The organism is Vibrio sp. TMPB1044, from assembly GCF_030442075.1.
In the GTDB taxonomy this organism is placed as follows: domain Bacteria; phylum Pseudomonadota; class Gammaproteobacteria; order Enterobacterales; family Vibrionaceae; genus Vibrio; species Vibrio satsumensis.
Window position 1 is genome coordinate 257,376 of the sequence record NZ_JAUJED010000014.1, and the last position, 26,370, is coordinate 283,745.

Annotated in this window: 22 protein-coding genes; 9 read left to right on the top strand and 13 right to left on the bottom strand. The window is 44.9% G+C overall.

The window, feature by feature from the left end; genetic code table 11:
- Window positions 1–69: 69 nt before the first annotated feature.
- The 7 genes from QQ041_RS09365 to QQ041_RS09395 form a co-directional block, all read right to left on the bottom strand.
- Window positions 70–492, bottom strand: a complete 423-nt coding sequence (locus tag QQ041_RS09365; protein WP_285953709.1) for a VOC family protein — start codon at window positions 490–492, stop codon at window positions 70–72.
- A 228-nt stretch (window positions 493–720) separates the two neighbouring features.
- Window positions 721–1,485, bottom strand: a complete 765-nt coding sequence (gene fecE / locus QQ041_RS09370; protein WP_285953710.1) for a Fe(3+) dicitrate ABC transporter ATP-binding protein FecE — start codon at window positions 1,483–1,485, stop codon at window positions 721–723.
- Between the two features lie 2 nt (window positions 1,486–1,487).
- Window positions 1,488–2,459, bottom strand: a complete 972-nt coding sequence (locus QQ041_RS09375) for an iron ABC transporter permease (RefSeq protein ID WP_285953711.1) — start codon at window positions 2,457–2,459, stop codon at window positions 1,488–1,490.
- Complete coding sequence (locus QQ041_RS09380) at window positions 2,459–3,493, bottom strand: iron ABC transporter permease (RefSeq protein ID WP_285953712.1); 1,035 nt, start codon at window positions 3,491–3,493, stop codon at window positions 2,459–2,461. Before QQ041_RS09380 ends, QQ041_RS09375 begins: the two co-directional genes overlap by 1 nt.
- Window positions 3,490–4,467 (bottom strand): Fe(3+) dicitrate ABC transporter substrate-binding protein, encoded by a 978-nt coding sequence (locus QQ041_RS09385; protein ID WP_285953713.1) that lies wholly within the window; start codon window positions 4,465–4,467, stop codon window positions 3,490–3,492. The genes QQ041_RS09380 and QQ041_RS09385 overlap by 4 nt, the downstream gene beginning before the upstream one ends.
- Before the next feature lie 87 nt (window positions 4,468–4,554).
- Window positions 4,555–6,684: a TonB-dependent siderophore receptor gene (locus QQ041_RS09390; protein ID WP_285953714.1), complete on the bottom strand. Its 2,130-nt coding sequence runs from the start codon at window positions 6,682–6,684 to the stop codon at window positions 4,555–4,557.
- Window positions 6,685–6,886: 202 nt separating this feature from the next.
- Window positions 6,887–8,923, bottom strand: coding sequence for a TonB-dependent siderophore receptor (locus tag QQ041_RS09395; RefSeq protein ID WP_285953715.1), 2,037 nt, complete (start codon window positions 8,921–8,923; stop codon window positions 6,887–6,889).
- A 240-nt stretch (window positions 8,924–9,163) separates the two neighbouring features.
- Between QQ041_RS09395 and QQ041_RS09400 the strand changes: the two genes are divergently transcribed.
- From QQ041_RS09400 to QQ041_RS09420, 5 genes are read left to right on the top strand one after another with little or no spacing between them, the layout of a single operon-like run.
- Entirely contained in the window at window positions 9,164–10,375 is a 1,212-nt protein-coding gene (locus QQ041_RS09400) for an acetyl-CoA carboxylase biotin carboxylase subunit family protein (RefSeq protein ID WP_285953716.1), read from the top strand.
- Window positions 10,372–12,183 carry an IucA/IucC family protein gene (locus QQ041_RS09405; protein WP_285953717.1) on the top strand — a complete coding sequence of 604 codons (1,812 nt, stop codon included), beginning with the start codon at window positions 10,372–10,374 and terminating at the stop codon, window positions 12,181–12,183. Before QQ041_RS09400 ends, QQ041_RS09405 begins: the two co-directional genes overlap by 4 nt.
- Before the next feature lie 6 nt (window positions 12,184–12,189).
- Complete coding sequence (locus QQ041_RS09410) at window positions 12,190–13,407, top strand: MFS transporter (RefSeq protein WP_285953718.1); 1,218 nt, start codon at window positions 12,190–12,192, stop codon at window positions 13,405–13,407.
- Window positions 13,379–15,244 (top strand): IucA/IucC family siderophore biosynthesis protein, encoded by a 1,866-nt coding sequence (locus QQ041_RS09415; RefSeq protein WP_285953719.1) that lies wholly within the window; start codon window positions 13,379–13,381, stop codon window positions 15,242–15,244. The genes QQ041_RS09410 and QQ041_RS09415 overlap by 29 nt, the downstream gene beginning before the upstream one ends.
- Complete coding sequence (locus QQ041_RS09420) at window positions 15,237–16,439, top strand: type III PLP-dependent enzyme (RefSeq protein WP_285953720.1); 1,203 nt, start codon at window positions 15,237–15,239, stop codon at window positions 16,437–16,439. Before QQ041_RS09415 ends, QQ041_RS09420 begins: the two co-directional genes overlap by 8 nt.
- 169 nt (window positions 16,440–16,608) lie before the next feature.
- Here QQ041_RS09420 and QQ041_RS09425 read toward each other — a convergent pair whose 3' ends face one another.
- Window positions 16,609–17,634: a zinc-binding alcohol dehydrogenase family protein gene (locus QQ041_RS09425; RefSeq protein WP_285953721.1), complete on the bottom strand. Its 1,026-nt coding sequence runs from the start codon at window positions 17,632–17,634 to the stop codon at window positions 16,609–16,611.
- A gap of 199 nt (window positions 17,635–17,833) precedes the next feature.
- Here QQ041_RS09425 and QQ041_RS09430 point away from each other — a divergent pair, with 199 nt between their 5' ends.
- On the top strand, window positions 17,834–18,766 hold the full coding sequence (locus tag QQ041_RS09430) for a LysR family transcriptional regulator (protein ID WP_285953732.1): 933 nt from the start codon (window positions 17,834–17,836) through the stop codon (window positions 18,764–18,766).
- Window positions 18,767–18,894: 128 nt separating this feature from the next.
- Here the strand turns inward: QQ041_RS09430 and QQ041_RS09435 are convergent, their stop codons facing one another.
- On the bottom strand, window positions 18,895–19,281 hold the full coding sequence (locus tag QQ041_RS09435) for a hypothetical protein (RefSeq protein ID WP_285953722.1): 387 nt from the start codon (window positions 19,279–19,281) through the stop codon (window positions 18,895–18,897).
- A gap of 170 nt (window positions 19,282–19,451) precedes the next feature.
- On the bottom strand, window positions 19,452–20,645 hold the full coding sequence (locus tag QQ041_RS09440) for a benzoate/H(+) symporter BenE family transporter (protein WP_239718838.1): 1,194 nt from the start codon (window positions 20,643–20,645) through the stop codon (window positions 19,452–19,454).
- Between the two features lie 99 nt (window positions 20,646–20,744).
- On the opposite strand from QQ041_RS09440, the gene QQ041_RS09445 reads away from it, so the two are divergent.
- Window positions 20,745–21,311 (top strand): helix-turn-helix domain-containing protein, encoded by a 567-nt coding sequence (locus tag QQ041_RS09445; RefSeq protein WP_285953723.1) that lies wholly within the window; start codon window positions 20,745–20,747, stop codon window positions 21,309–21,311.
- Window positions 21,312–21,407: 96 nt separating this feature from the next.
- Here QQ041_RS09445 and QQ041_RS09450 read toward each other — a convergent pair whose 3' ends face one another.
- Window positions 21,408–22,457: a cysteine synthase A gene (locus QQ041_RS09450; protein ID WP_285953724.1), complete on the bottom strand. Its 1,050-nt coding sequence runs from the start codon at window positions 22,455–22,457 to the stop codon at window positions 21,408–21,410.
- 171 nt (window positions 22,458–22,628) lie between these two features.
- Here QQ041_RS09450 and QQ041_RS09455 point away from each other — a divergent pair, with 171 nt between their 5' ends.
- A complete protein-coding gene (locus tag QQ041_RS09455) occupies window positions 22,629–22,844 on the top strand; it encodes an acetyltransferase (RefSeq protein ID WP_285953725.1) in 216 nt (71 codons plus the stop codon).
- Window positions 22,845–23,205: 361 nt separating this feature from the next.
- Here QQ041_RS09455 and QQ041_RS09460 read toward each other — a convergent pair whose 3' ends face one another.
- Entirely contained in the window at window positions 23,206–23,325 is a 120-nt protein-coding gene (locus tag QQ041_RS09460) for an AHH domain-containing protein (RefSeq protein ID WP_285953726.1), read from the bottom strand.
- A 584-nt stretch (window positions 23,326–23,909) separates the two neighbouring features.
- Here QQ041_RS09460 and QQ041_RS09465 point away from each other — a divergent pair.
- The gene (locus QQ041_RS09465; RefSeq protein WP_285953727.1) at window positions 23,910–25,181 is read left to right on the top strand and encodes a hypothetical protein; all 1,272 of its coding nucleotides are present in this window, start codon (window positions 23,910–23,912) and stop codon (window positions 25,179–25,181) included.
- A 141-nt stretch (window positions 25,182–25,322) separates the two neighbouring features.
- Here the strand turns inward: QQ041_RS09465 and QQ041_RS09470 are convergent.
- A protein-coding gene (locus QQ041_RS09470; RefSeq protein ID WP_285953728.1) for an IS5 family transposase occupies window positions 25,323–26,074 on the bottom strand; the annotation gives its coding sequence in 2 pieces (ribosomal slippage) (window positions 25,323–26,014 and window positions 26,014–26,074; 753 coding nt in all).
- Window positions 26,075–26,370: the final 296 nt, after the last annotated feature.

Below are 26,370 nucleotides of genomic sequence, written 5' to 3' on the forward strand. Positions count from 1 at the left end.
AAAGAGATCTAAAAAGGGCATTGCGGAATATTCCACAATGCCCTTTTTGGTGATTTCTACCCAAAGGCTCTACTCGCTTGTAGCATTACGCAGTTTGGGATCATCGCTAAGGTATTCAACGAACTCGATTTCAAAGCCTGCCGGATCCACAAAGTAGACATTCTTTCGATAAGGCTCTTCAGCGCCGGGTTTGGCAATTGGAAAGCCCGCATCAATAAGACGTTGAGTGACACTTTCAATATTGTGGGTCACATAAGCGAAGTGTGCGAGGCCAACAGAGTGCCCGGCCAAATCTCTATTTTCACCTTCGCCGTGATCACTCAACGCAATATATTGATATTCATCCCCAAAATGCAGCCAATTGCGTGGTTTACCCGACCATTCGCCTTTTCCTTCATCACGGACGTACCAATGAGGGAACGCCGCTTTATAGAAAGTCAGCATTTCAGGGATGTCCTTTACCGCTAAATTTACATGTTCAAGTTGGATCATTCTTCTCTCCTTAAAGTATTCTCGTAAGCAACGTTGCATATCCTAATACCTCAAGTTAAGTTGAGGTAAAGCACTAATTTGCATTTATTTCGAGAACGTCTTTAGAGCCCAAATTGTTCTACTTTGACTACATACAGACTTTAAGTTTAGACGACCTAATCTAATGTGGCTTCCTTGCCAGTGTTCTGTTCTTTGTGCCTTGGTGATCTCGTTGTTCAGAGCAGGTAACTAAATCGCGACACACATTGGTGTATTTGAAATGGGGTCTCGAAACACGCTCGCTTTGAGATCAAACACCTTACTGAGCATAGTTTCGGTCATCACCTCATCAGGCGAGCCCTCTGCGATTAAGCACCCTTTTTCCAAAACCACTAAATGATCGCAGTAACGACTGGCTTGGTTAAGATCATGCAACACAACAACCACCGTTTTTCCTTTGGCATTCATCTGTTGCATCAGGTTCATTAATTCCACCTGGTGAGACATATCAAGGTATGTGGTCGGTTCATCCAACATCACTACGTCCGTATCTTGTGCAATTACCATCGCAATCCATGCTCTTTGACGCTGCCCACCAGACAGTGACTCAACAGGCTTATCAGCAAACTCGAGCACACCTGTATCTCGCATTGCTTGCTCGACAACCCTTTGATCGTCCTGTCCTAATCTTCCCCAATGAGAGACATAAGGCGAACGGCCATATTCGACCAATTTTCTTACCGTAATGCCTTCCGGACTGACCAAGATTTGCGGAAGAAGTGACAACGAACGAGCGAGCGCTTTATCGCCATAGCTTGATAGCGGCTTGTCTTCAAACAACACCTCTCCAGCCACTGGCTTGTTAATTCTGACTAACGTCTTTAACAAGGTAGATTTACCGCACCCGTTAGGTCCTATCAATGCGGTGATTTTTCCCTTAGGGATAGAAACAGACAGGTTCGGTATGATCGTTTGTTTGCCGTACGCGACGGAAAGATTCTGCGTTTTAAGCATGGTTACCAACCTCGATAACGATAGAGAAGAAAGATGAAATATGGCGCGCCAATCACAGACGTGAGAACGCCTGCTGGCAATTCAATAGGTGGTTGTAGACCTCTGGCCAACCCATCAGCGCTGGTAACCAGAATTGCCCCTACCAGTGCAGATGCTGGGATTAACAACTTATGATTATGCCCAAACAACATGCGTGCTAAGTGAGGTGCCAATAAACCCACAAAACTGATCGTTCCAGCAACAGAAACACTAACACTGGCAAGCAAAACAGCGGCCAATAACGCAAGAGCCTGAATCTGTTTTGGCTTAGTACCCAATGTGGTCGCACTTTCCTCACCAAGCCCCATCACATCTAATCGCCAAGCAAGCCATAATGCCATGGGTAATAACAAGAGCAGTACGCTCCAAATAAACGGGACTTGCTGCCAATTTCGGCCCCAGAGACTGCCTGTTAGCCATACCATGGCCGTGTTTATCTCGATCGGATTGGTGACCAGCAAGAAGTCGATACAACTAGCCAGAAACGCACTCACCGCAATACCAATCAGCGCCAATTTGGCGGGTGTTGGCCTTGACCACCATGCCAATACAGCAATCAGCCCAGCAGCTAATACCCCACCGAACATCGCTACAACCGGAAGCACACTGACTGGTGCATTGGGGAACCAAACTAAACTCGCTGTCGCAGCAAGCCCGGCACCTGCGCTAATACCCATAAGATCAGGCGATGCTAATGGATTACGTATCACGCCTTGCACTAATACCCCTGAAAGCCCTAACCCTGCGCCCACGCTTATCGCGAGCAACATACGTGGTAGCCGATACTGATGGATAACAAAGTCGTCGCTGGAAAGCGCGACCAAATGTTCGATAACTTGAGAAACAGAAAGCGAAGCTGCGCCGACAAACAAACCTGCGGATGCCACTAATATGAGAATCCCTGATAACAAAACTATCTTAGTGTGATGGTGCATTAAGATCTCCTCGTCGCAATCAAAATAAAACAAGGTGTTCCGAGCAAAGCAGTAATAACACCAACGGGTGTTTCAGTCGGGAAAGCAATCGCTCGCGACAGCGCATCTGACCAAGAGACTAATGCTGCGCCTGCCAATGCTGAAATAGGAATCAGTAAATGGTAATTGTGCCCAACCATAGGTCGAACCAAAGGAGGCACTAACAAACCAACAAAGCCAATTGGCCCTGCGATAGCGACACTTGCTCCAGCTAGCAACACAATCGTCAGTCCACTCACGAGGCGAGTAAGCCTGATATTACTGCCCAACCCCACTGCAACTTCTTCGCCAAGTGCAAGTAAGTTGAGGTTACGAGCAAGGCTCATTGCCAACACCAAACCAATCACTGCAGGCGGCCAAAGTTGTTGCCATTGCCCATCATCCACACTAGACAGTGAACCCGTAAGCCAATGCAAGACGCTATAAGCCATATCGTCAGCAAGAATTAGCGCCGCTCGTGTCAGTCCAATCAATAACGCTGTAATAGCGATACCTGCGAGAACCAAACGTAACGGATGAGAACGTTCGGAGAAAAAACCACCGAGGAGCATCACGGCACCGCCGCTTAGCAATGCACCAAGAACCGCATTAAGGATTGGGTTTAGCTCACTGACCACAGGTATACCTATTGCAGCTAACGCCATAAAACAGGCTGCGCCAGCGTTAATGCCAAGAATCGACGGAGACGCGAGTGGGTTGCGCGTTAATCCCTGCATCAATAACCCAGCGACGGCCAAACTCGCACCAATAAACAACCCTGCGTAAGCTCTTGGCGCTCTGAGTGTCGCCAATATTTGATGAGTCATATTGTTTTCATCAAACGCAAACCAGTAGTGAATCAAGTCACTCAATGTTAAAGAGAAATTAGACCATCCGGTCATAGAGGCCGCGTAACCAGATAATGCCAAACACAACACTAATGCCGTAAATAATATGACTCGCCACGACAATATTGGCCAGAATCGCTGACTTTTAGAGAACAACATCGTACTCATGATGGATCCAAGATCTGCTCAAGATTTTTCGCCATTTGTTCTGCCGCTAACATGCCTCGATTCAATGACCAAAGTGCTGGTGACACTTCTACAACTTGCTGTTTTTTTGCAGAGGTTAGTACATTGAATAACGGATTTTTCTGCCAATCATCAACAATATTTGGATGAGAGTAAGCACCAAGAAGCAACCAATCCGGATTGGTTTTCAACAACAACTCAAAGCTGGTTGGTAAATATGCCTTCTCTGTTGGTTCCACAATAGGGCTCGCAATTCCTAATGCGGTCAACACGCCCCCTGCGTAAGATGCAGGGCTATGTAACCACATACCTTTATCCGACACGACAGCGAATTGGACAGTTTGTTTGAGCGAGAAATGACTTTTGAATTCAGCCATGGCGTGTTGATGTTGTTGAATTCGTTGTTCCATTGACGATTGCTTGTCGAGAACGATGCCAATCTTGAGCGCAGACTCCAAATTCTCTTGATAAGTCTCACCACGGCTTTTGAGCAGCAGAGTTGGTGCGATGCGTTGTAGATCTTGATAGACCGTACGATGACGCTCTGCATCAGCAATGATCAGGTCAGGCTTTAATACCGCAATGGCTTCTAGGCTAGGCTGGGAACGCATGCCAACCGATTCCCATGGTTGAACCAATTCGCGTACCGCCGGAATCACTCGCGAAGCATCATTGTCATCCGCAACACCAACAGGAGAAACACCCACCGCAGCGAGTGCATCTACAAATGAAAACTCCAACACCACAATACGTTGCGGAGTAGTCGCTATCTCAAACTGACCTTGCTCATCTTGTATGATCCTGGTTTGCGCTGTACTGGAGAATGAGAACAAGCTTAAAATCAGCAAAGTTAAGGTTATCGCTATCCTGCTGAATAAACACTGCTTATTGAATGACAGCAGTCCGTTCGACAGCAGCAATGGATTCGAAAACAAAAGGCGAGAGCTGTTTTCCATATTTAATTTTCCTTAAACGCTAGAACCGTGAAAGTCGCCAAGAGTATTGGCGACTTTTATTCGTTATTACTTTCAATAAATTACGTATTAGAACTGATAATTCAGATCCAAAGTGTAAGAACGTCCTGGGGCTGGATAACCACCAACTGGACTGGTATCAATACCGCGGAAGTAATAGTCCTCATCAAACAAGTTGTTCACCGCAAGGTTCATGCGCAGCTTACTGTTTTCATCCTTGTACAAATCCGAACCTAGGTTAAAGTTCCAGACCATGTAGGCAGGCACTTTACCTGTCGCGCCCGTTGCATCTTCGGCACTTGTATTCGCATTGTCAGAGTAAGACTCGCTGAAGTAGTAACCAGACAAAGTCGTATCTACCTTGCTAAAGGCGTAAGTCGCATCCCAACTAAATTGATGTTTAGACGTATAAGGAAGTTGATTGCCCTTATTTGCACCCTCTTCCTCTAACGTTGCATCTAGGTAGTTATAGCCGGCGCCCAAACTCAAAGCTTGCATCGCTTGCGGCACGTAACGACCAGAGAGCTCAACACCTTGATGAAGGGTTTTACCAATGTTATCGAAAGTTTGGGTAGCACTTTGCCATTGCAGCTGATCTTCAAAATCAATGCGGTAAAGTGCGATGTTAAAGCTGGTTGAATCTTGGTTGTAGCGAGCACCCAACTCGTAGTTCCACGCTAGCTCACTGCCCTCTTCACCTTTACCACGGATGTAAGCAATTTGTGGTGCACGCAAAGATTTCTGTGCATTGGTGTAACCAACCCATTGTTCAGTCAGATGGTATGCCAAAGTTAAGCCAGGAAGCCATTCCGTCACTTTGTTGTCTGTGCTCTGTGCTGTACCCAGATCATCAAACGTCATATCAATCGATTCGTAACGAATACCCGGCGTGACTTTCAGTACGTCATTGAACAGGCCGATTTCATTGCTGATGTAACCAGCAAAAGCGTCAGTATCTAAGTGCCAGTCACGTGGGGTTGTTGTAGCACCACCAGCAATTGGCGTTTGAGTCAGCTTGTAATCAATATCTTCGTTAACATAGCGTGCACCCACAATGACGTTTTGCGTTACGGTATTTCCGTCAAAGTACATCGCGAGTTTAGGTTCAACACCATAAACAGCAAATTCACGTGGTGACGTGCGAATATCGGTTGATGGTAATGCAGGATCCGCCCAGTGGCCGCCCGCACTATTAAAGCCCCATTGGAAGAAACGCTCAGAGCGGTGACCAAATGTCAGTATCTCTAGCTCTGCACTATCGGCAATGTTCAAATCATGCAAATACTTTAGGCTCCAACGCGTCGATTTACCTTGGTATTCATCATATGGTCGCTTCGATTGGGTGCGATCATTCTTGTAATCTTCTGGCGATAAAGCACCCGGCATTTGCGTGTCTGCATCATAACGCTGCACGAAGGCTTGTAGCTCTTGAGTATCACTCAATAACCATTGCAGTTTCGCCTGGAAGTTTTTTACATCTGTGTCGGAGTGCTCACGGAAGCTTTCACCTTTTAAGAAGTTACCTTCCACTTGAAGTGCCAGCGTATCGGTTAACCAACCACCCGTTCGCAGGTAAAAGTCGTTGAGCGGCGTATCGCCATCCTCGAATACAGTAAAGCGATTACTGATTTCCGTTTGCCACTCATGTGGAATAGGCTTGGTCACCAAGTTGATCACACCACCGACGTTGTTTGGTCCGTACTGAACCGCCGCACCACCTCGCACAATATCAATACGATCAAGCATCGACAGCGTTGCAGGGAAAATTGATTGTCCTGTGTGACCATACGGCGCCAGTGTCAGAGGAACACCATCCATGAGGAATTGAGCGTGCCCACTGCGACTCGCTTTCAAACCACGCACTGAGATGTTAGGCAAAACACCGGTGCCCGTTTCGTCTTGAACCTTAATGCCCGGTACACTTTGGAAGGCAGAGTCAATCGAGAGTGCGCCAGTCTTTTTAATTTGTTCATTAGTCAGAACAGTACGAGCTCCCGGATACTCTTTCACATCCTCAAGTTCTGAATTACCGATCAAGCTGCCCGTCACGACAACCGTTTCCATGGTCGTCGTTTGTGGATCTGACGCGGCAAATGCGCCCATGGAAGTCACTGAAGCGATGGCCATTGCAAGGGCACTTAGACGCAACTTTTGATGTGATTGAGTACAGGGTTTACTATCCAAATTCTGGTAAGGCATGAAAATCTCCTAAATAGGCAAGTTAGGATCAAAGGCCATGTTTACGATTCGGCGCTTTGATCCTATGGGCTAAACGACCTCAAAATGAAGCCAACTGTTCATTCATTCGTAGCGAATAAATCAATCGTTTTTAGAGTTAAAATAGCTCTTAGAAATGAGCTAACTCCTAGAACTGAACTAGCTCTTAGAACATAATTAGCTTTTAAAACTGATAGCCGTAACTGAGCATAAATTCGGCTGGCGCTCCGTAACCAATCTGGTTAGTACCAGACGTGCCGTTGGTTGCGCCCAGAATGTATTTCTCATTAAGTACGTTGTAAGCATTCGCTTGAACTTTGTGACGACCCGTGGTGTACGCTGCCATCAAGTCAACCGTGGTGTAGTCACCCAGAGCTACCGCTTCATCATTACCTGCGTAACGGTCGCCAACATATTTCACACCACCACCTAAACGCCAGTTGTCGTCTAGCTGGTAAGTACTCCAAAGTGAGAACAGGTGGTCAGACACATCATTTGGCTTTTTGCCTGTCTCTTTGTCTTCCGCATCGAGATAGCTATATCCAACCGAAATGTCCCATTGCTCTGTTATCTGACCGCGAGCTTCCAGTTCAATACCTTGGTGACGCGCTTCAATCTTGTTGACCACGTCTCCGTCTGTATTGGTTTCTGGTTGCTCTTGATCGATTTGGAAGACCGCGGCATTCAGCATCAAAGCGTTATCTAATAGGTAAGCTTTTGCGCCAATTTCTTTTAGATCGGTGTGGAAGAATTCAGCTAATTTAGGGTTGATGTAGATACCTGAGTAAGGCAGTTGCCATGAACGAGCTAAGCTTGCGTACACGGACATATCGTTGTTGATTCGGTAGACCAAACCACCGCGGTAGCTCACTTTGTTATCGTCGAGGTTCTCTTTTGCTGAGCCTGCTTTTTGCTGCTCAAGCTCCATCGAGTCGTAACGCACATTACCGATCACTGAAAGATCACCAAAGGTGTAAACGTCTTGAATGTAGACGCCAGTGGTCGTGGTCGTGTTATCACGGAAAGGTTTGAAACCCGGATCAGGTGTTGGACCTGCAACAGGATTATAGATATCTTTCGAAGGTAAGGTTTTGTCGCTTGCGAGAGTGAGATCGATATTAATCTGGTTGTAATCGGCACCAATCATCATTTGGTTAGAGTCCGTTTCCCAAACCAACTCAGACTGTAGTGTTGTCGTGGTACGAGGATCATAACCGAAGTTGTTCACGGTTTGAGATACTTGATCCCCTGTTACCGTGCCTTGACGCGTGCCTTTTTGTTCAAGCTCGATATGGTTATACGCTGCGCGGTTTGTCCATGCCCATTCGCTGTTCAAACGCCACTCATAGTCAACGCCCACACGAATACTGTCTGACTCTTGATAATCGTTGGTGCCACCGTAGAAAGTACTCTCTGAGACATCAACAGGTTTGCCATTTTTAGATGGAACACCACGATATGGCACCAGTTCTTGGTGAGAATATTCAACATCGAGATCGATAATGTGTCCATCAGAAGGCATCACTCGAATGGTTGGGGCAATAAAGAAATCATTGGAATCGACATGATCGACGTAAGAGTCCGCTTGTCGATGTTCCACGTTGATACGGCCATTAACCTTATCTGAAAACGCCATAGAGCTGTCAACTTGACCCACAAACTGACTGTTGCTGCCTACACTGCCATTTACGTTGGTGAAATTGTCACCGTTAGCGCGTTTCGTTACCAAGTTGATGATACCGCCCGCAGAACCTCGGCCATAAAGTGCACCGGCTGGGCCTTTTACCACTTCAACACGCTCAATATTGGCTAGGCTGCGATACGACTGCAACGTTCCATCATCACGCATACCATCACGATACATGTCATTTAACGAATCAAAACCACGAATCACGAATTGGTCTCGGCTACCTTCACCGAGAGTATTGTTCACCCCTGCGACACCATCAAGTGCATCCACTAAACGCACCGCACCACGGTCTTCCATTTCTGTCTTTGTAACCACAGATACCGCTTGCGGTACATCTAACCACTCGACATCCGTTTTGGTTCCTGACTGAGGCATGTGCTCTGCATAACCTTCGTATTGATGGCCAATAATTTGCACTGTTTCATCTACAGTGACTTGTTCTTCCGCCACTGCAGTTGACACACCAGCCACCGCCGTTAAGGCTCCGCCAATTGCCAAAGCAAGAGGAGACAAGTTCAATCTCATGTTCATTTTCTAATTCCGTTTTAGTTTATAAAATTACATTATTGCGAATAAGAACAAATATCATTTATATTTGCAATATATATTTTTTGATCTATATTTGCCTAGCAATATGCAACACCACTAATGACATAAGAATCAATAAAAACAATAAGATAGAAAAATTCTCTTTCTTTTAACCCCGAAAGAGAGCACTTGAAAGCGAGTTGTGAGCAGGCGACAACAACGTTTTAAAATTAGGAAAGCCCCATGAAATCTACGATTATTATCGTAAGTCACGTCGTGAATGATGCAGTCACTCACGGCTTCGTACCTACCGCAAAGGCGATGGGTCTTCACGTCGTTTTGATCACAGATCACAAGCTCAACCACCTGAAATTGAGCAATGATGATGAGCGCTTTAATCCCGATGAAATTTTAGAATGCGATGTCTTCAACCCTCTTGAACTCATCGAAATCATCACCGAGAAAAATCTAGCGCCTAATGCTGTTTTCAGTAATAGCGACCACCTACAAACTTCCACTGCAATCTGTGCACAGTTCTTTGGTTTACCCGCTAAAGATTGGAACGTGACGATTAAGGCGAAAAACAAATACTTAACTCGTCAGGTTCTCAACGAAAAGTCGTTACCTAATACTCGAAGTGTTTTGTTAAGTCGAGAGAGCGCTCCTATATTCGATTTCGATTTTCCTGTCGTTGCGAAGCCCAAGGAAGGCGTGGCTAGTTTAGACGTGCAGCGCTGCGATTCTGCGGCTGAGCTGGATAACTATTGCGATGCGTTTTGGCAAAAGTACCCTACTACTCCCATTTTAGTTGAGGCATTTTTACAAGGTCCGCTTATCACTGTCGAAACCATCGGCGACGGGGAAAATTTGATCGCACTTGGTGGGTTCGATGTAGAACTCTCTGCGCCACCTTACTTCATCGAAACAGCGGCGAGTTGGAATGGTATTAACAGCGTGCACTACCGTGATGAATGTATACGTCAGCTTCAAGAGTTCGGGGTGGGGTTTGGTGTCTGTCATAGCGAGTTCATCATCACAGGTTCGGGGCCGGTACTGGTCGAGATCAACTATCGAAGTATTGGTGATGGCCGGGAATTTTTGCTTGATAACCTCAGTGGCGGGAATTGGTTCAATACCATCTTAAATCTTCACTTGGGTCACAAGCTTGACCCTACATTTCGTATTGATGGCAGTGCCCATGTGCACTATGTAGTGGCCAAACAAAGCGGTTTAATTGAAGGCTCATCAGCCTCTTTCATTCACCAAGAGGGCGATATTGTCATTCAGCAGCAAGTGCTTAAAAAGGTTGGTGAGACGTTCCAACAAAGTTATTCCAACAAGGATTACTTAGCGAGAATTTCGGTCGTTTCCCCTTCTGGTCAAACTCTAGAACCCGCACTACAACAGACAATCTCTCGCTTCAATCTAACATCAAAAAACGAGGTAACAGCATGAATGAAAACGCGTTATACCTCACTCAACGCTTAGTCGATACTTGCTTACGTGAAGATTTGTTCGGATTAGTTTCTCAAAGCCAATTTAAATCTCAGCTCCCGAGTTCACTCAAGTTATCTTCTTATCCTCGTAATCAAATTTGGGCTATTTTTGCGGGTTCAGACTTTACACTCTACTTACCCGTTACTCCGAGCTATTACATGCAGCGTTGGGTATACGGCCAAACAGATGGTTCGAAAGGTGATGGTTGGCTCATCGAGAGAAATGGTGTCGTTGAAGCACAGCTGCACTATCAAGATTGGATCGAATTATTGAAAGCAGGTGCTCACGAAAGCTCGCATTCGTTATTAGATGGTTATTTACAAGAACTCGAATGCGCAGAAAAACACAAGGAATTGTGTGATAGCGCCTTCAGTCAGCAATCCGAATCACTCATGCTGCCGATTTCTCAACTAGAGCGTTGGGAGCAAAAGCTATTGCGTGCCGATCAAATCGCATCCTATCTTGACCACCCTTACTACCCGACAGCACGTGCTAAGTTCGGTTTAAGCGATCACGATCTAGAACAATTTGCGCCAGAATTTGCACAAAGCTTTGAACTTCGTTGGCTCGCAATCGAAAAGTCACTGGTTACATTGACCAGTCCACCACCTGAATGTTGGCCAACGATGGAGCAAGTGGGTCTGCCCGCCGACTTTGCTCTTAGCCATGAGTTATTCCCCGCACATCCATTGACACTAAGGAGTCTTGATGGACTTCCTGACGGTGTTATCAAAGCTCCGGTTGCATATCTAGAGGTGACTCCAACTTTATCAGTACGTACTGTGGTCGTGAATCAAGCACCACAGATCCACATCAAGGTGCCGCTGATCATGCGGTCTTTAGGTACTAAAAACATTCGCCTAATTAAACCATCCACACTTTATGATGGGCATTGGTTTGAACGTTTATTGACGCACTTAGAACAAACAGATCAAGACTTACACGGCTCGCTTTTCCATTGTAATGAGAAACATGGCGGCCATGTTGGAGACGATAAGACCTTTGCTTATATTGTGCGTGAATACCCGCGGAGCTACTTCCAAGACAAAGCACTGGTGCCTGTGGCTGCCCTTGCTAGTCCAATGCCTGATGGACGTTTGTTCTTGGAACATCTCGCCGAGCAGTATTATCAGCAAGATACGCTGACTTGGTTTAAAGATTACGTTGATCTGCTATGCAAAGTGCACCTTACATTGTGGATTCGTTACGGTATCGCTTTGGAGTCTAACCAACAGAACGCCATCATCGCATTCGATGAGCAAGGTAAGATGACCTTAGCCATGAAAGACAACGATGCAGCGCGTATTTGGCCAGAGCGTTTCCAAACGTTTGAGCAACAATCGCCTGTAAAATGCGATCACCTTTTAGATCAACGCATCACAGTAGACAGCGAGCTTGCTCTTGGTCAGATGTTTACCACCATTACTTTGCAGTTAGACATTGCCGCGATTGTGGAAGCAATGGCGACGAAAGGAATCGCCACGTCAGCTTATCTGTATGAAATGGTCGCCAATAGCCTCTCCCAACAACTTAGCCAGTTGGACAAACAAGGACACAACACCAAGCTCGCAAACGAGATGTTGTTTGAATCACCCAACCTATACGCTAAATATCTATTGAGCTCGGGGAGCTTGTTGTCTAAAGAGGCATCTGGCGCAAGCGATATCAATAAATTTTATGGCTTGTCAGCACCGAACTTTTTATGGCTAACCAGCGAAGAAGCACAACACGCTTACCTTGAAAACATCAAGCAGAGCGTGAGTTAACCCATCATGACCAAACTCATCTATTGCGTGCTTTTAAGCCACTTTATCGCCGCGTTTGCAGCCTTAGGAATGCCGCTGTTTTTGCCGATGGTATTGCCAACACTGGATGCAAACATTACTTCGGATTGGGCGGGGGTACTGTTTATTTTGCCGACCTTTTGCACTGCCGTTGCGGCGCGCTTTTGGGGTCAGTTTGCTGATAAATATGGCAGACGTCGATCTCTATTGCGTGCGCAACTCGGGCTTGCAGCAGGCTTCGCGCTGTGTGGCTTAGCCGATAACCTCGCAATGTTTGTGTTTGGTCTTATCATTCAAGGAACCTTTGGTGGCACCATGGCCGCCTCAAACAGCTACTTATCCAGTCAAATCAACGATGCGAAAGCACTCGGTAAGTCACTCAATAAAACTCAGCTTTCTGCCCGTCTGGCGCTAATTATTGCTCCGATTGGGCTTGGCTGGAGTTTATCGGAAACAAACCCGCTGAACGCGTATCTGTGGCTGTCCGCTTTGCCGCTATTCGCGCTAGTGATCACCTTAACATTACCCATTGATGACTTAGCGAAATCTAAGGGGATTGTAAAAGATCAGGCATCGGATAAAGCTCAATGCAGCCAAGTCAATTCGTTAAATACGCTTTATTGGGTGTTTGGCGCGCAGTTCAGTTTTGCTTTCGCCATGGTCGTCACGTTCCCCTATTTCTCGCCTTATGTGCAGCAATATGGCGTGACAAGCCAAGCGTGGATTGGATTTTTGTATGCCCTCCCACATGGTGTTTATCTCCTCTTTGCAGGGAAAGTTCATCTGTTCTCAGAACGGATTGATCGCCACCAGCTTGAACGCAATCAAGCGCAGCGTACTTTATGGCTGGGCTTTAGTTTGCTTTCACTCAGTGCCGCAATGCATCTCACTCCTTATCAAGAAATGTTGATTATTGCTCGTATTGTTTTCGGACTTGGCATGGTTTGCTGTTATCACGGCTTGCATCAAGCGTTAGCAAACCAAATTGATCGACGACAAAGCGGCAGAGTATTTTCGCGCTTTGACGCTATGTCTAAATGGGGTGGCGTTGCGGCTGGGTTGAGCGCGTCTTTCATATCAAGCCAGGGCTGGCTTGAGGTTCCTTTCATACTTTCTATGTTGGTCAGTGGCATTACAGCTATCGCGCTGATCATCCATTCAAAATTTGGACATCAACATGTTACAGACTCAATTATCTCCAAGTGAATATTCCGCTGAAGACCAAGTTCTTCAAAATCGTAAAAAAGTACTGCTAAACCAAGAAAAAGCCCAACTCAATACCATCATGGGTGTAGTGAACTGTTACTTACGTGAATACGCAATACCCAATGAACAGGTTGATTGGTGCTACAGTTCTGCCTCTCTGCCTCAAACTTTGAAAAGAAACTACAACGCTCACCAACGCGTGGCCATTCACCTACCTCACCAAGATCAACCTCAGAAAAATGGTCTGATGGTTTTACCCGTTGAGTACACCAGTAAACTGGGGAAAGTGAAGCTCAGTGATACACCTTGGGCTAAAATGCCCGGTGCAGCTTGGTGCAAATTGGACGCAACTCAAACCCTGACGCTTCTACTCAGTTACCTAAAAGAAATGCTGACGATTCCATTCAATCACGAGTTGGTCGAGCAAATGGAAAACAGTTTGTTGATTACCGAGCAGTTCCTAAACTCAGACAACTCACCTCAGCATCACAATGCGTTTATCGCATCAGAGCAATCGTTACTTTGGGGACATACTTTTCATCCAACGCCAAAGAGTCGTTCAGGTGTCAGTATCGATGATCTGCTAGCGTGTTCCCCTGAGGTTGGCGCTAAGGTTCCCCTGTATTGGTTTAAAGTCAACACCGCGTTGCTCGACGTCTTGAGTTCAGATAACCGAACCTCACCAACGACCATGCTTGAACAACTTGCACCTGATGAAAACAATTCAGCAGGTACTATTCTTTACCCTTGCCACCCTTGGGAAAGTTACACACTTTTGCAAAACCCAGTGGTCAAAACGGCCATTGAACAAGGCAAAATCATCCCGCTTGGATTAGGTGGTGAGAAACTCTTACCCACCTCATCCGTGCGCACTCTGTATCACCCAGACATGGATTGGTTTGCTAAGTTCTCTATCAATGTACGTTTAACCAACTGTGTACGTAAGAACGCATGGTATGAGCTCGATAGTGCCGTTCAATTAACCTCGATTCTGCACCCAATCAAAGAGGATGAGCAGTTACGTAACCCTGTCTTCAAGGTAATGACAGAGCCTTACGCAACCACATTGAATCTAGAATCTGTGGCTGAACAAGAACATGCTGATGTTATTAAGGCTCGAGAGTCATTTGGTATTTTATATAGAGAGAATTTCACTTTAAGCGAAACCGATATTTTGCAGCCAACGTTAGCGGGTGCGCTCTTTGCTTACGACACAGACGGGAACAGTTGCATCGCCACTCAACTCAAACACAAAGCGCAAACAACACAAAGCCAATATGAAAATGTCGCCACACTGTGGTTTGAGCGCTATCTGCATTGTTTGATTCCAGGCGTTTTTAACTACTACTTCAAGCATGGAGTTGCATTTGAACCTCATTTACAAAATACGTTGATTGGATTTGAAAAAGACATGCCATGCTGTGTATGGATTCGAGACTTAGAAGGCACCAAGCTGCTACCCGAGTTTTGGCCATCAGAGACTCTTCAGCAACTTTCAGAGCGTGCTCGTCAATCGGTGTACTACAGCCGTGAGCAAGGTTGGAACCGTATCGGCTATTGCACCTTCATTAACAATATCAGTGAGGCGATTTTCTTTATCGCTGAGGGGGACTCAGCACTTGAAAATACGTTATGGGGAACTTTAAAAGACGCAATCATCCGTTGGCAGTCGATCAATGGTCAGCAACCCGAACTAATGGCATTGCTTAACGATGGTCATTTCCCTAGCAAAAACAACTTCACAACACGTTTGATGAAAAATGCCGATAAAGAGTCTGGGTACACCCAAGTAGCAGCACCTTGGCCGACTCATAAAAGAGGAGCTCACCATGCTTAATTCGCCTCAACTTCCTGAGAACATCCACCAAGAAATACACCAATTGGCCAAGCAACAAACTCAACCATTATGTGCTTATCTTTATGATCTCGATGCATTGGAGCAGCACATTAAGCAGATGCGCCATGTATTGCCAAAAAACGTAGAGCTATTTTACGCCGCGAAAGCGAACCCTTCAGCGCCAATACTGCGTACTTTAGCCCCTTATGTTGATGGTTTCGAAGCGGCATCAGGCGGAGAGCTTACACACCTTCACCAACAACAACTCAATAAACCACTGATCTTTGGTGGCCCAGGGAAAATGCCAAGTGAACTAGAGCAAGCAATTGAACTCGATGTTGATGCGATTCATGTAGAGAGCCTCACTGAGTTACAACGCATTGGTGCTTTAACTCAGAGATTGAATCGACCTGCTTCGATCTTCTTGCGTATGAACATAGACATTGGTGACATCACACTTAGCAAGTTAGCCATGGGCGGAAAACCCACTCCGTTTGGGCTCGATGAGGGTGAACTCAATAACGCCTTGATGTATCTGCGCGACTTTCCCTTGATAAAGTTAAAAGGCTTCCACTTCCACTTAATGTCGCATCAACTTGAAGTCGATCGCCACCTCGCCTTGATGCAACGCTATTTCCAAGTCGTCAAAGAGTGGCAAAAGACATTCTCACTCGATGAGCTGATCATCAACCTTGGTGGCGGTATGGGAATCAATTACCAAAACCCGAAGCAACACTTTCCTTGGATAGAGTTCTGCGACAAATTGGAGTTCTTGATTGCTAAAGAACATCTGCAAGACTGGAAGCTACGTTTTGAATGTGGCCGCTATATCTCAGCACCGTGCGGCTATTACGTGATGGAGGTACTGGATATCAAGCAAAACCTTGGTGAGAACTTCGTGATTGCTCGTGGTGGAACACATCATTTCCGTACGCCGGCTGCACAAAACCATGACCACCCTTTTGCTATCGTGAAAAGTAATCAACAACCCACCATTTCACATCCGATAAACCATGCTAAAGCCACGTTGGTTGGACAGCTTTGTACTCCAAAAGATGTTCTGGCACGAAAGCAACATATCGAGCAAATCGATATCGGTGACTATGTGGTGTTCACCCTAGCAGGCGCTTATGCTTGGAACATCTCGCATCAAAACTTCTTAATGCATGAACCTCCGGTGTTTCATTATTTCTAAGCACTCCGCCGTGCTCTATGGTTTCTAACTGACGGGTTGAGTTGAAACTCCGTGGAGCTAGCTAAGACCACAAAATAAAAAAGGCGTTAGCAAACTCAGGTCTGCTAACGCCTTTCTTATGTTTATCGTAGCCCTTTTACCAAACAACTACAGACTCAAACATCAAAGACTAGTATTTGATGGCTGTTTTACCAATCGAGGCACTGCTTTCAATACGTTGGTGTGCATCTTTAATTGTATCCACACTAAAGCCATCTAGGGTCGTGGTTAGCGTCGATTTAATTCGACCAGCATCAATCAGATTCGCAGCTTGGAATAAGATGTCTTGCTGCTTCTGGATATCGTCGGTGTTAAACAGTGAACGCGTGAACATCAGCTCCCAAATAAAGCCCGCTGATTTGCCTTGCAGCGCTGATAAGTCAATGCCACCGTCAAATTCAACAATCGAACTGATCATGCCTTGTGGTGCGATCAACTCAACCATCGCATCCCAGTGCCCTTTTGTATCAGCAACATTGAAGATGTAGTCGACATGTTGAATGCCCTGCTCTCGCACTGACTCGACAAGGTTACGGTGGTTCACCACATAATCCGCTCCCATATCCCTTACCCACTGTTCCGTTTCAGGTCTTGAAGCTGTTGCGATAACTTTTAGGTTGGTCAGCTGCTTAGCCAGTTGAATAGTGATCGAACCTACACCGCCCGCTCCACCAATGATCAGAATAGACTTTTTCTCTACTGGACGAACACGTAGGCGGTCAAACAATGCTTCCCATGCAGTCAGTGTTGCTAGTGGCATCACTGCTGCAGCTTCATCTGAAAGGCTCTTAGGCGCTTTAGCGGCAATACGGTACTCCACAGCTTGGTATTCTGCGTTAGCACCCATACGTGTTACGTCACCCGCATAGTACACACGGTCACCGACTTCGAAGCCTTCAACGTCAGCACCTTTACCAACAACTTCGCCGACTGCGTCATAGCCCAGCACTTTTGGTTGTTCGAGTGTTTTGCCTTTGGCATTACGAATACGAATTTTTGCGTCAGCAGGGTTGATAGAAGTCGCACTCACTTTTACCAACAAGTCATTCTCTTTTATTTCCGGTAGGCTCGTTTCAAATTCAAATAGGCTTTCTTGTTCTGTAATCGCTAGTGACTGAGTAAATCCGATTGCTTTCATTGTTAATGGTAATGACATGATACTTCTCCTTAAATTCGATAATTGAAGCTTAGAGACTTTTCTCTTTAGATAAACAGCCTAATATTTGAATTATTATCAAATAACTTTTGATAATAAGATGTATATGCGCAGGCAAAATACTAAGATTAGTAATTAGAAAATGCCTAATTTATCGGTAACAAAACAACCGATTCAAGGTTCAGAGCAGGGAAACGAAATGCTTCTTGAAGACCTACAAGTGATTTTAAAGGTAGCGGAGTTTCGCAGTATCACCGCTGCAGCCACCAACCTTGATATGCGTACTGCCACCGCGAGCGCTGCCGTCAAACGTGTTGAAGCCGCACTGGGCGCTGAGCTGTTTGTAAGAACCACTCGCCATTTAAGGCTCTCTTCAGCAGGTGAGCGTTATTTGCCTGAATGCGAACAAGCCTTGAAATTGTTAGAGCAAGCGAAGCTCAACATGCGCGAGGAACTCGGTATTGTTGACGGTGAAATTCGTATAGCGCTTTCATCGGATCTAGGGCGCAACCTAGTTACACCTTGGCTTGATGAGTTCTTACTTGAATATCCAAAGGCGACGCTTCGTACTAGCATCAGCGATAGCAATATCGATTTCTACCGAGATTCCGTCGATATGGCGCTGCGCTACGGATCCCCGATCGATGCCAACATGTATGGTTTTAAGATATGCGACGTGCCGAGGGTATTGTGTGCGGCTCCTGAATACTTAGCTGAAATGGGAACACCAAAACACCCGAGAGACTTAGCTCAGTACAATGGTTTGCTTTACCAACTCCATGACATGTTGCAAGACGAGTGGGTGTTTAACGATGGTACCCAAGCTCATAAAGTGAAACTAAAAGGAAATCGCGCTTCGAACGACGCAGACCTTGTAAGACGTTGGTGCATCGCAGGTAAAGGAGTAGCAATAAAATCTTGTCTAGACATGTCACCTCATCTGCTTTCAGGTGAAGTTATTAAAATTATGCCTGAATTTAAGCCGACACCTACCGAGTTGTGGTTAGTGTGTCCAAGTCGCCAATCCATCACCCCAACGGTGCGTCTATTAAGAGATTTATTCAGAGAGAAAACCTCAGAGATCCTTTCACAACTCAGTGAGCAAGGCATTATAGAAAACAAAGCATCATAAAGCCTAATGCAGCTTAGAGATAAGAAATAGAGATACAAAAAAGGCGTTAGTGAACTTTTAAGCCACTAACGCCTTTAATCATTTGAACATCACACCATATTGATGGGTGTATCGTCTAATACGAGTGCTTAGTTTGACTCGTCTTCAACATCGCAGTCAGCACAGCACTGAAGCGCAATTTCATGTTCGAAGGTGATTGTGTCTTTACCTTCTTCTAGTAGTTCTGCGATTTCATCAGCGACTTCTTTTTCATCATCCGCTTCGATGCCGCTTGCTAACTCTTCTTCTGAATAACCAAAGAAGTTAAGCAGTAAGTACTCGCGAGCTTCATCTTTAGTACAAACCACGTCTGCTGAAAGATCTGGAGTAACCTCACCTTGTGCGAGTGTCGCCGTCACTTGTGCAATTGCATCATCTTTCATCGCAGGCGTTAACCAACCAAGATCTGTACTTACCGTCGTTTTTTTACAATCGAAGCAAGGCAGTTGGTGAAAGTAGTATTGAAAGGCAGTCATAGGTAATTTCTTCTTTAAGTGTTGTATAGCGAGATTATGCGCGTTTTGTAGCAAATTACTATCTCAATCACAACCTAAGGTTGGTTCGATCTGAATATTTGTACCAAGTACAGAACACCATGATGACGACTGATAAATTTAAGGCTTCGCTCATTTGAGGGATCATCTCATTACGGCGAAGTTTGCGAAGCCTCGCTTGCTCCACGCGACTTAGCTTTGTAATTGTGTAACCAGCAACAAAACAACCCGATGCACAGCCCCCAAAATGCACTGCCGATTCCCAGTAAATTGGTACCAGAAGCAGTGAATAAGAAAGTAAGCAGTGCGGGTTCTCGGTAGTGACTGTCTGCCATTGATACCGCAAGACAATTCATCAAGGTGGGCATCACCGCTAAGCCAGCAACCGCAATGACAATCTCGGAAGGCACTGCGCTAAACAGCGATACAAATGACATCCCCATCACTCCAGCTAACAGATAAAATACGCCCATCGAGATCCCCGCCATATAACGTGTATTTGGATTACTATCCGCATTCGGGCCCATGCAAATAGCTCCCGTAATCGCTGCAAGGTTATACGCAAAGCCACCAAATGGTGCAAAAATCAAACCTGTCACCCCGGTGGTGGTAATGATCTTCGATGAATCAACTTGGTATCCGTTCGCTTTTAGAACCGCAAATCCCGGTAAGTTCTGTGAAGCCATCGTCACTATAAATAATGGAATTCCCACGCTGAACAACGAAAAGAACTCAAAATCGGGCGTGATGAACACTGGGGTCGTTAATCCCATAGTCACCTGACTAACATCGAGTTTGCCAAACCCCACACACATGACCAGTGCTATGATGAAAATGCTTGGGATTAGTAAATTTCCTAACCGCGCTTTCGCCAAAATAAATACGGCGAGCATGACTGCTACGACTTGTGCCTCTTCCATTAACGACGTAAATAAACCCAAGCCGAATTGTAATAGAATCCCCGCGAGCATCGCAGAGGCAATCGATGTTGGGATCTGTTTTAGGACTTTCTCAAATATTCCCGCCAAACCAACTAACGTAATCAACATCGAACTGAACAAAAACACGGCCACTGCCTGATTCATTGTTAGCCCTTCAAGAGACGTGATTAACAACGCTGCTCCAGGCGTCGACCACGCTGTAACCACCGGCTTCTTGTAGTGAAACGAGAGCAGTATCGTGGTTACGCCCATGCCAATTCCCAACGCCCAAAACCATGACGCCACTTGTTCTTCGGTTGCTCCAGCACTCGTTGCCGCTTGGAAAATGATCGCCGCAGCGCTCGCATAACCAATGAAAACAGCGATAAAGCCGGTACTGACGTGAGAAAATTTTAGCTTAGTCATGTTAATTTCTTCCTTCGTGCGTTATAACGTCCATAGACTGAACTTAGCACTCGTGCGCTATAACGCACAACTAATTTTTGAAAAACTTGTAGAGAAAATATGCAAACAGAAATTAAAGTCGGCGTTAACTTGAAACGCCTTCGCCAAGAAAAAGGCTGGAGCTTAGACAAAACAGCGAAAGCAACAGGCGTGAGTAAAGCAATGTTAGGACAAATTGAACGTGGAGAATCAAGCCCAACAATCGCTAAGCTCTGGCAGATAGCTTCTGGGTTCGAGGTGTCACTTTCGAGCTTTATAGCGGCTAGCCCAAACAGTGAACTGACGAGTTTATTCAGAGATGCAAACGAACTAAGGCATGAGGAATACAACATTGGTTTTTTCGTCAGTTTGTTGTTTCCTTTTGAGGAAGCACTAGGGTTTGAAATATTCGAACTCACCCTAGCACCCGATTACCACCATAAATCCGACCCACATAACGCAGGCGTCACCGAGCACATCTTATGTATTTCAGGAGAGATGGCCGTGATGTTTGATGGTGAGTGGCATACGTTACGAGCAGGGCAAGCCGTTCGCTTCAATGCTAACCAAAACCATGGCTACAAAAATATCGGTGAAGGAAATGCCGTATTTCATAATGTGATTCACTACCCTAATAACAAGCAATAGTGCCGGATTTGGCGCTAACGGCTATTTAGATCTAACCGGATGTTCAGCGCTAACGAAAGAGCAGGCAGACCACTGGCTAGTATTAACTTAGAACGACTATACGTTGACGACCATACTGCCATCTTCTGCCTGATAACGAGCCCATAGTTGAGAAAGGTTTTCTTTATTAAGCTTTATCTCTTTTTCTTTCAGAAACGCTTCGTTGTGCAACTTCGAATAAGAGCGCTCAGCAAGGTCACAGCTAAATGTAACGATGGTTTTCCCTTTCCCCATTCTAGCCGCAGCGTATAGCGCACCTGCTACGTTCAACGACGAACTGCTTCCTAGAAGAATACCGTCATGCTCCGCAACAAGGCGAGATATTGTAACTAAATCCTGATCGGGCAGCGTGATTGCACGATTGATTTTTGCCTGCCTGAAGTTTTCAACCGTTCGCATGATCCCTATGCCTTCCGTGAACGAGCTTCCCGTTGATTGATAGTGTCCATCGCGTAGAAATGAATAAATGCCGGACCCATTTGGGTCAACTAACCAAGTTTCGAGATTGGGTTGCTGCTCAGATAAGTAGTGTGAGTTTCCGGCAATGGTTCCACCAGTCCCAACCACTGAAACTAGAGCATCAATATTACCTTGTGTTTGCTGCCAGATCTCTGGTCCAGTATTTATATAGTGCGCTCGATAATTACTAAGATTTTCGAACTGATCTGCCCACCAATAATTTTCATTTTCGACACCGATCCGCTTGGCTGTGTGGTAAAAGTGTTCAGGATTTGCAAAAGGACAAGGGTCGACCAATAACAGTTCAGCGTTATAAAGCGAGATCATACGCTCTTTCTCTTGTGCCTGCCCTTTTGGCATCACCACCAACATTTTGTAACCGAGGGATTTAGCTACTAGAGCAAGGCCGATCCCCGTATTTCCTGCGGTACCTTCAACGATTGTCATCCCTGGCTTAAGCTTGCCAGCTTCGACTGCATCCATAACAAGCTGAAGTGCCGCTCTATCTTTAATCGAACCACCTGGGTTCTGATGTTCGCACTTAAGAAAGATCTCACAACCTGAGATCTCTGAAAGACTGTTGATTCTAACAAGATCAGTATCACCAATCAGTTCACTGAGATTGTTTGCAACGCGGGCAGATGACATCGGGACTCCATTTATTTATTGAGCATGAATTTGTTCATCGATTGATTTGTCGATGATCATAAGCGTAGCTCTGAGACCGGCTTAGTCAAGGAGTGCCGAAATCGAAAAGACTCTCATTTTCAAAATAACAATTATAATAAGGGGTGATCGATTAGATTGAGGGTAAATAAGATGTTTCTAAAAGAGAAAAAAAGCGGTGACCTCGTAGATGTTACTGAAATGACCAAATTAACCAACTTATTTCAAGACAGTATCGAAGGTCGGTTTCAAGCTGGTGAAGAACAGCAAGACCCCGAGATGTTTAAAAAGTCCGAACTGATGTTTATGTCAGGTGAAGAGTTACCTCGATGCTGGACAGATCCAAACTACCGCTCAGAGACTAAATAACCTTAGTTCTTCCAGAGCAGCCGATGGGGCGTAATTGAAACTCTGATCTAAAACTGTTTGACGATAGCCTTGTAGGCTATCCCCCCCCTGTTAAGACGTCCAGACGCATCTTTATTGAACAAAAAAGCGAGCCACTTGGGCTCGCTTTTCGTTATCTGGTTTTCTTAGAATCTATTACAGATAGTTCTACCAACTGTTGAGCGATCACGAGCTCTTCGTTGGTTGGCAAGCTATTAGCACCGCACCTACTAACACGGGTTTGAACAGAAATTACTTAGAGCTTTTACTTAAATTAGTAAAATACGAATAACTTCAAGTATGGGAAATTACGTAACTCAGTGTCCAAAATTGCTGGAGCGGATCAGATGTCGTAGCCTTTGTTGACTAGGTTTTCACCCAGCTCACTGTGTTTTACTGCTTCTGCCGAAATAATATGATGGGTATCCATATGGATACCATTATTATAAGGGTGACTCTCCATTTTTTTACATTGTTTACCCAGCGCTTACGATAGCCTTTTTTTTCAATCATACCATCGACGAAATCCGATTCAGCCGCTTCTTGGTTATTCAGTATACTCATAGGTAAGTTATCCTATACGTAATTAATTTCACCACGGTACAACCGAGGCGTTTTATGTTCTTCACTCTTACACAGTCGACATTATCCTTTCTAGGCTCATGTTTCTCTTCCACTTGAGCGGTATCATTAACCCGTTTGTCTGCTATGGCGGACTTACGGCGCAATGACAAATGGCCCGCTAACTTATCGTAATCTGGCAAGACATCGACTAAACCATCGACAGTGCTAGTAAAGGTTTTTAGTGCTTGTGTGGCATGAGATCAGGTCCATGAATAGAGTTACCAGTTTAGAGCAGAGCTTTATCAGCATCGTCCTTAGATTAAACGACATCCAAACAGAATAAAAAGCCCCTTCCATAATTGAAAGTTTTGATTTCATAAAAAAAACACCAAATCAAATGCAACAAGGTTAATATGAAGACGCAATCATTATTGATTTTAATTTCAATGTTAATACGCAAAAGTTCAGTTTGGAGAGTACCTAATGAAAAGAAAATTTTCACTGTTGAGCCTAATTCTGTTGTCTTGCAGCTCTCAAGCGGCAACCAACATTCAGCCTAAAATCGATCCATACACGTATTTGTTATACGGCGCGAAAACAGAAAGCAACGTTCATATCGATGTAAAAACATTCACTGGCAATATCGGAAATTATGGCTATAACCCATCCATTAAAGTCAGTACGAGCGCTGCCGATCAAGTCAACAAGTACAATGTTACAGTAAACCAGATATTCAATGGGATAGAGGATTTGAAACAAGCGCTACACCAACCAGACGGGTTCACGGACGATGATTTTATTGATTTCTTAGCGCACCAGTACGTACCTAAGTTAAAACTAACCCCTAGAAGCCTGAAACATGGTACGGCAGAGGTGACGGAAGAGGATACCAACATAGACACGGTAAGCTGTGACTTTGTTGGGTTATTTAATTCATCAAACAGCAAGGTATTCAAAACACACAGCGTGCCAGTAGATGGAGCTAAATACCAAAGTACTTTTTCCTGCACGTTTAATGCGTTACAAAAGAATGATGTGGTCTATGACATATCGTTAGATTATGGTGGCATTGTTTTTCAGCCCCACTTTTCGAAAGAAACGACTAAAGGCTATCGTGTCGTCTTCTTAGAAGGAGATAATCATTTCTCAAAAGAAACCATACCAAATGGAACAGTTGTACCAATGGTCTATCTCAACTACTCATTCAAGGATGTGCAACCAGAGGCTATTGCAGCGCATCCAACAGGGCCAAATACTCATTTCAAGTATTTCATTGATAAAGCATCAGGCATAGCAGAATTTGATGACCTAAGTGAAAGGATAACCATTGAAAATAGTGTATCGGCTGTCATCGATTCTTTATCAGCACTAGGCTACACTGCTAGTGCCGAGAGAGTTGGCACGCAGGATGAGGCAGACCTTATTTTCACAAAGCGCAATTTACCCTCTAATGTAAGAGCGGGGGCGGTTTGGGACTCAACTCTAAATAAAAACGTTATTTGGATCGACAACTATGATGAACTAACCAGCCAGCACTTCAACATTGGTAATAGCTATCAAAGACAAACACCAACCATTACACATGAAATTGCCCATGTAATTGGCCTTCCTCATCAACAAGAGAAGATAACTTCCATAACTTCAGGAGCAGCTTATATTACTGGTGATAAATTAGCCCCTAGCTTATCTGCCAATAAGCAAAATATCGTATTCTCCTATGTGGACTCCCAGTCATTGCATTCTTTGAGTGAGTAGTGCTTCCTATCTCAGCTCGGTGTTATTAAATATAGAGGCTGGTATATAAACCAAGCAATTCTCAAGGGTAGATCGTCTGCCCATCCTTAAAACGGATGCTCACGATCTGCCACTTTCTCGCACTTGCTATCAGATAATCGTCTAACAACTCACACGTGAAAGCGCAATAAATATGCTTACCGACCGAGATCTCTGTTCGCACCAGTAGTTTGGACACTGAGTTAAGGGATAATGCTTAATTATCGCAAAGGCATTCTCGACCAAGTGACGATACTTGTATAAACACCAATCCATACTGTCTTTGTCTATATCTTGTCCGTAATTTCGTTGAGCAATGACCGTTTCTCCGCCACGTTCCCTAACAAAGCAACGAAAAGGTTCGCTGTCATATCCTTTATCACAAACGATGGTATTAACTTCATCGAGTTGCTCAACTAAACTTTCGGCATGCACTATGTCGTGGCGTTGACCTTCTGATAGATCAAAGCAAATCGGCAAGCCACCACTATCCACTGCTAAATGAATTTTCGTTGAGTTACCCCCACGGCTTTTTCCTATTTGTTCAGAGCATTCAGTAGCTGCGCCCGTGCTATGTTGATGTGATCGGACAATAGAGCCATCTAAAAAGACCCATTCAAAATCGGCAGTGCTCGATAACTGATTGAAAAGTTTAGCTAAGACTCCTTTCTTCGACCAAAGATTAAAACGCCTGTAGACAGTACTCCATTCACAAAACTCTTGAGGTAAGTCTCGCCATGGGATACCTGTTCTCATTCGATAGAGGACCCCTTCAAGAGTAATTCTGTGCTCAGGCTTATCATAAATACGTCCGTGCTCTTCATAACTTGTAGCAGCAATTCCCACCGAGTATCAGTTAACATTGTTCTTGGCATGACTTGGATTCATGTTTTGTTATTGGCGAAACAAATTATAACTCCTTGTCATCTCGTTCAAAAAACAATCACGAAAGATCAACACGCCCTAATGTCAGATAACTTTTAGTAGGGGAAACACACATTAACAAGGTGTGTATGAGTAAAAGCACTAACTGGAAATGGGGCATAAATGAGTTAACTCTAGCCTCGTTGACTTGTGATCACCAAGCGATTCTGTCGTACCTTAACTACCAAGCGACTTTGTCGTTAGCTTAATTACCGAGGGAAATTGACGGTCCTACTTTTTACGTAAT

Coding starts and splice junctions, on each gene's coding strand:
- QQ041_RS09430 (WP_285953732.1), top strand. CDS start 17,834: ATGCTTCTTGAAGACCTACAAGTGATTTTAAAGGTAGCGGAGTTTCGC.
- QQ041_RS09380 (WP_285953712.1), bottom strand. CDS start 3,493: ATGAGTACGATGTTGTTCTCTAAAAGTCAGCGATTCTGGCCAATATTG.
- QQ041_RS09420 (WP_285953720.1), top strand. CDS start 15,237: ATGCTTAATTCGCCTCAACTTCCTGAGAACATCCACCAAGAAATACAC.
- QQ041_RS09435 (WP_285953722.1), bottom strand. CDS start 19,281: ATGACTGCCTTTCAATACTACTTTCACCAACTGCCTTGCTTCGATTGT.
- QQ041_RS09445 (WP_285953723.1), top strand. CDS start 20,745: ATGCAAACAGAAATTAAAGTCGGCGTTAACTTGAAACGCCTTCGCCAA.
- QQ041_RS09415 (WP_285953719.1), top strand. CDS start 13,379: ATGTTACAGACTCAATTATCTCCAAGTGAATATTCCGCTGAAGACCAA.
- fecE (WP_285953710.1), bottom strand. CDS start 1,485: ATGCTTAAAACGCAGAATCTTTCCGTCGCGTACGGCAAACAAACGATC.
- QQ041_RS09450 (WP_285953724.1), bottom strand. CDS start 22,457: ATGTCATCTGCCCGCGTTGCAAACAATCTCAGTGAACTGATTGGTGAT.
- QQ041_RS09405 (WP_285953717.1), top strand. CDS start 10,372: ATGAATGAAAACGCGTTATACCTCACTCAACGCTTAGTCGATACTTGC.
- QQ041_RS09365 (WP_285953709.1), bottom strand. CDS start 492: ATGATCCAACTTGAACATGTAAATTTAGCGGTAAAGGACATCCCTGAA.
- QQ041_RS09400 (WP_285953716.1), top strand. CDS start 9,164: ATGAAATCTACGATTATTATCGTAAGTCACGTCGTGAATGATGCAGTC.
- QQ041_RS09465 (WP_285953727.1), top strand. CDS start 23,910: ATGAAAAGAAAATTTTCACTGTTGAGCCTAATTCTGTTGTCTTGCAGC.
- QQ041_RS09440 (WP_239718838.1), bottom strand. CDS start 20,645: ATGACTAAGCTAAAATTTTCTCACGTCAGTACCGGCTTTATCGCTGTT.
- QQ041_RS09460 (WP_285953726.1), bottom strand. CDS start 23,325: ATGGAGAGTCACCCTTATAATAATGGTATCCATATGGATACCCATCAT.
- QQ041_RS09390 (WP_285953714.1), bottom strand. CDS start 6,684: ATGCCTTACCAGAATTTGGATAGTAAACCCTGTACTCAATCACATCAA.
- QQ041_RS09410 (WP_285953718.1), top strand. CDS start 12,190: ATGACCAAACTCATCTATTGCGTGCTTTTAAGCCACTTTATCGCCGCG.
- QQ041_RS09455 (WP_285953725.1), top strand. CDS start 22,629: ATGTTTCTAAAAGAGAAAAAAAGCGGTGACCTCGTAGATGTTACTGAA.
- QQ041_RS09425 (WP_285953721.1), bottom strand. CDS start 17,634: ATGTCATTACCATTAACAATGAAAGCAATCGGATTTACTCAGTCACTA.
- QQ041_RS09395 (WP_285953715.1), bottom strand. CDS start 8,923: ATGAACATGAGATTGAACTTGTCTCCTCTTGCTTTGGCAATTGGCGGA.
- QQ041_RS09385 (WP_285953713.1), bottom strand. CDS start 4,467: ATGGAAAACAGCTCTCGCCTTTTGTTTTCGAATCCATTGCTGCTGTCG.
- QQ041_RS09375 (WP_285953711.1), bottom strand. CDS start 2,459: ATGCACCATCACACTAAGATAGTTTTGTTATCAGGGATTCTCATATTA.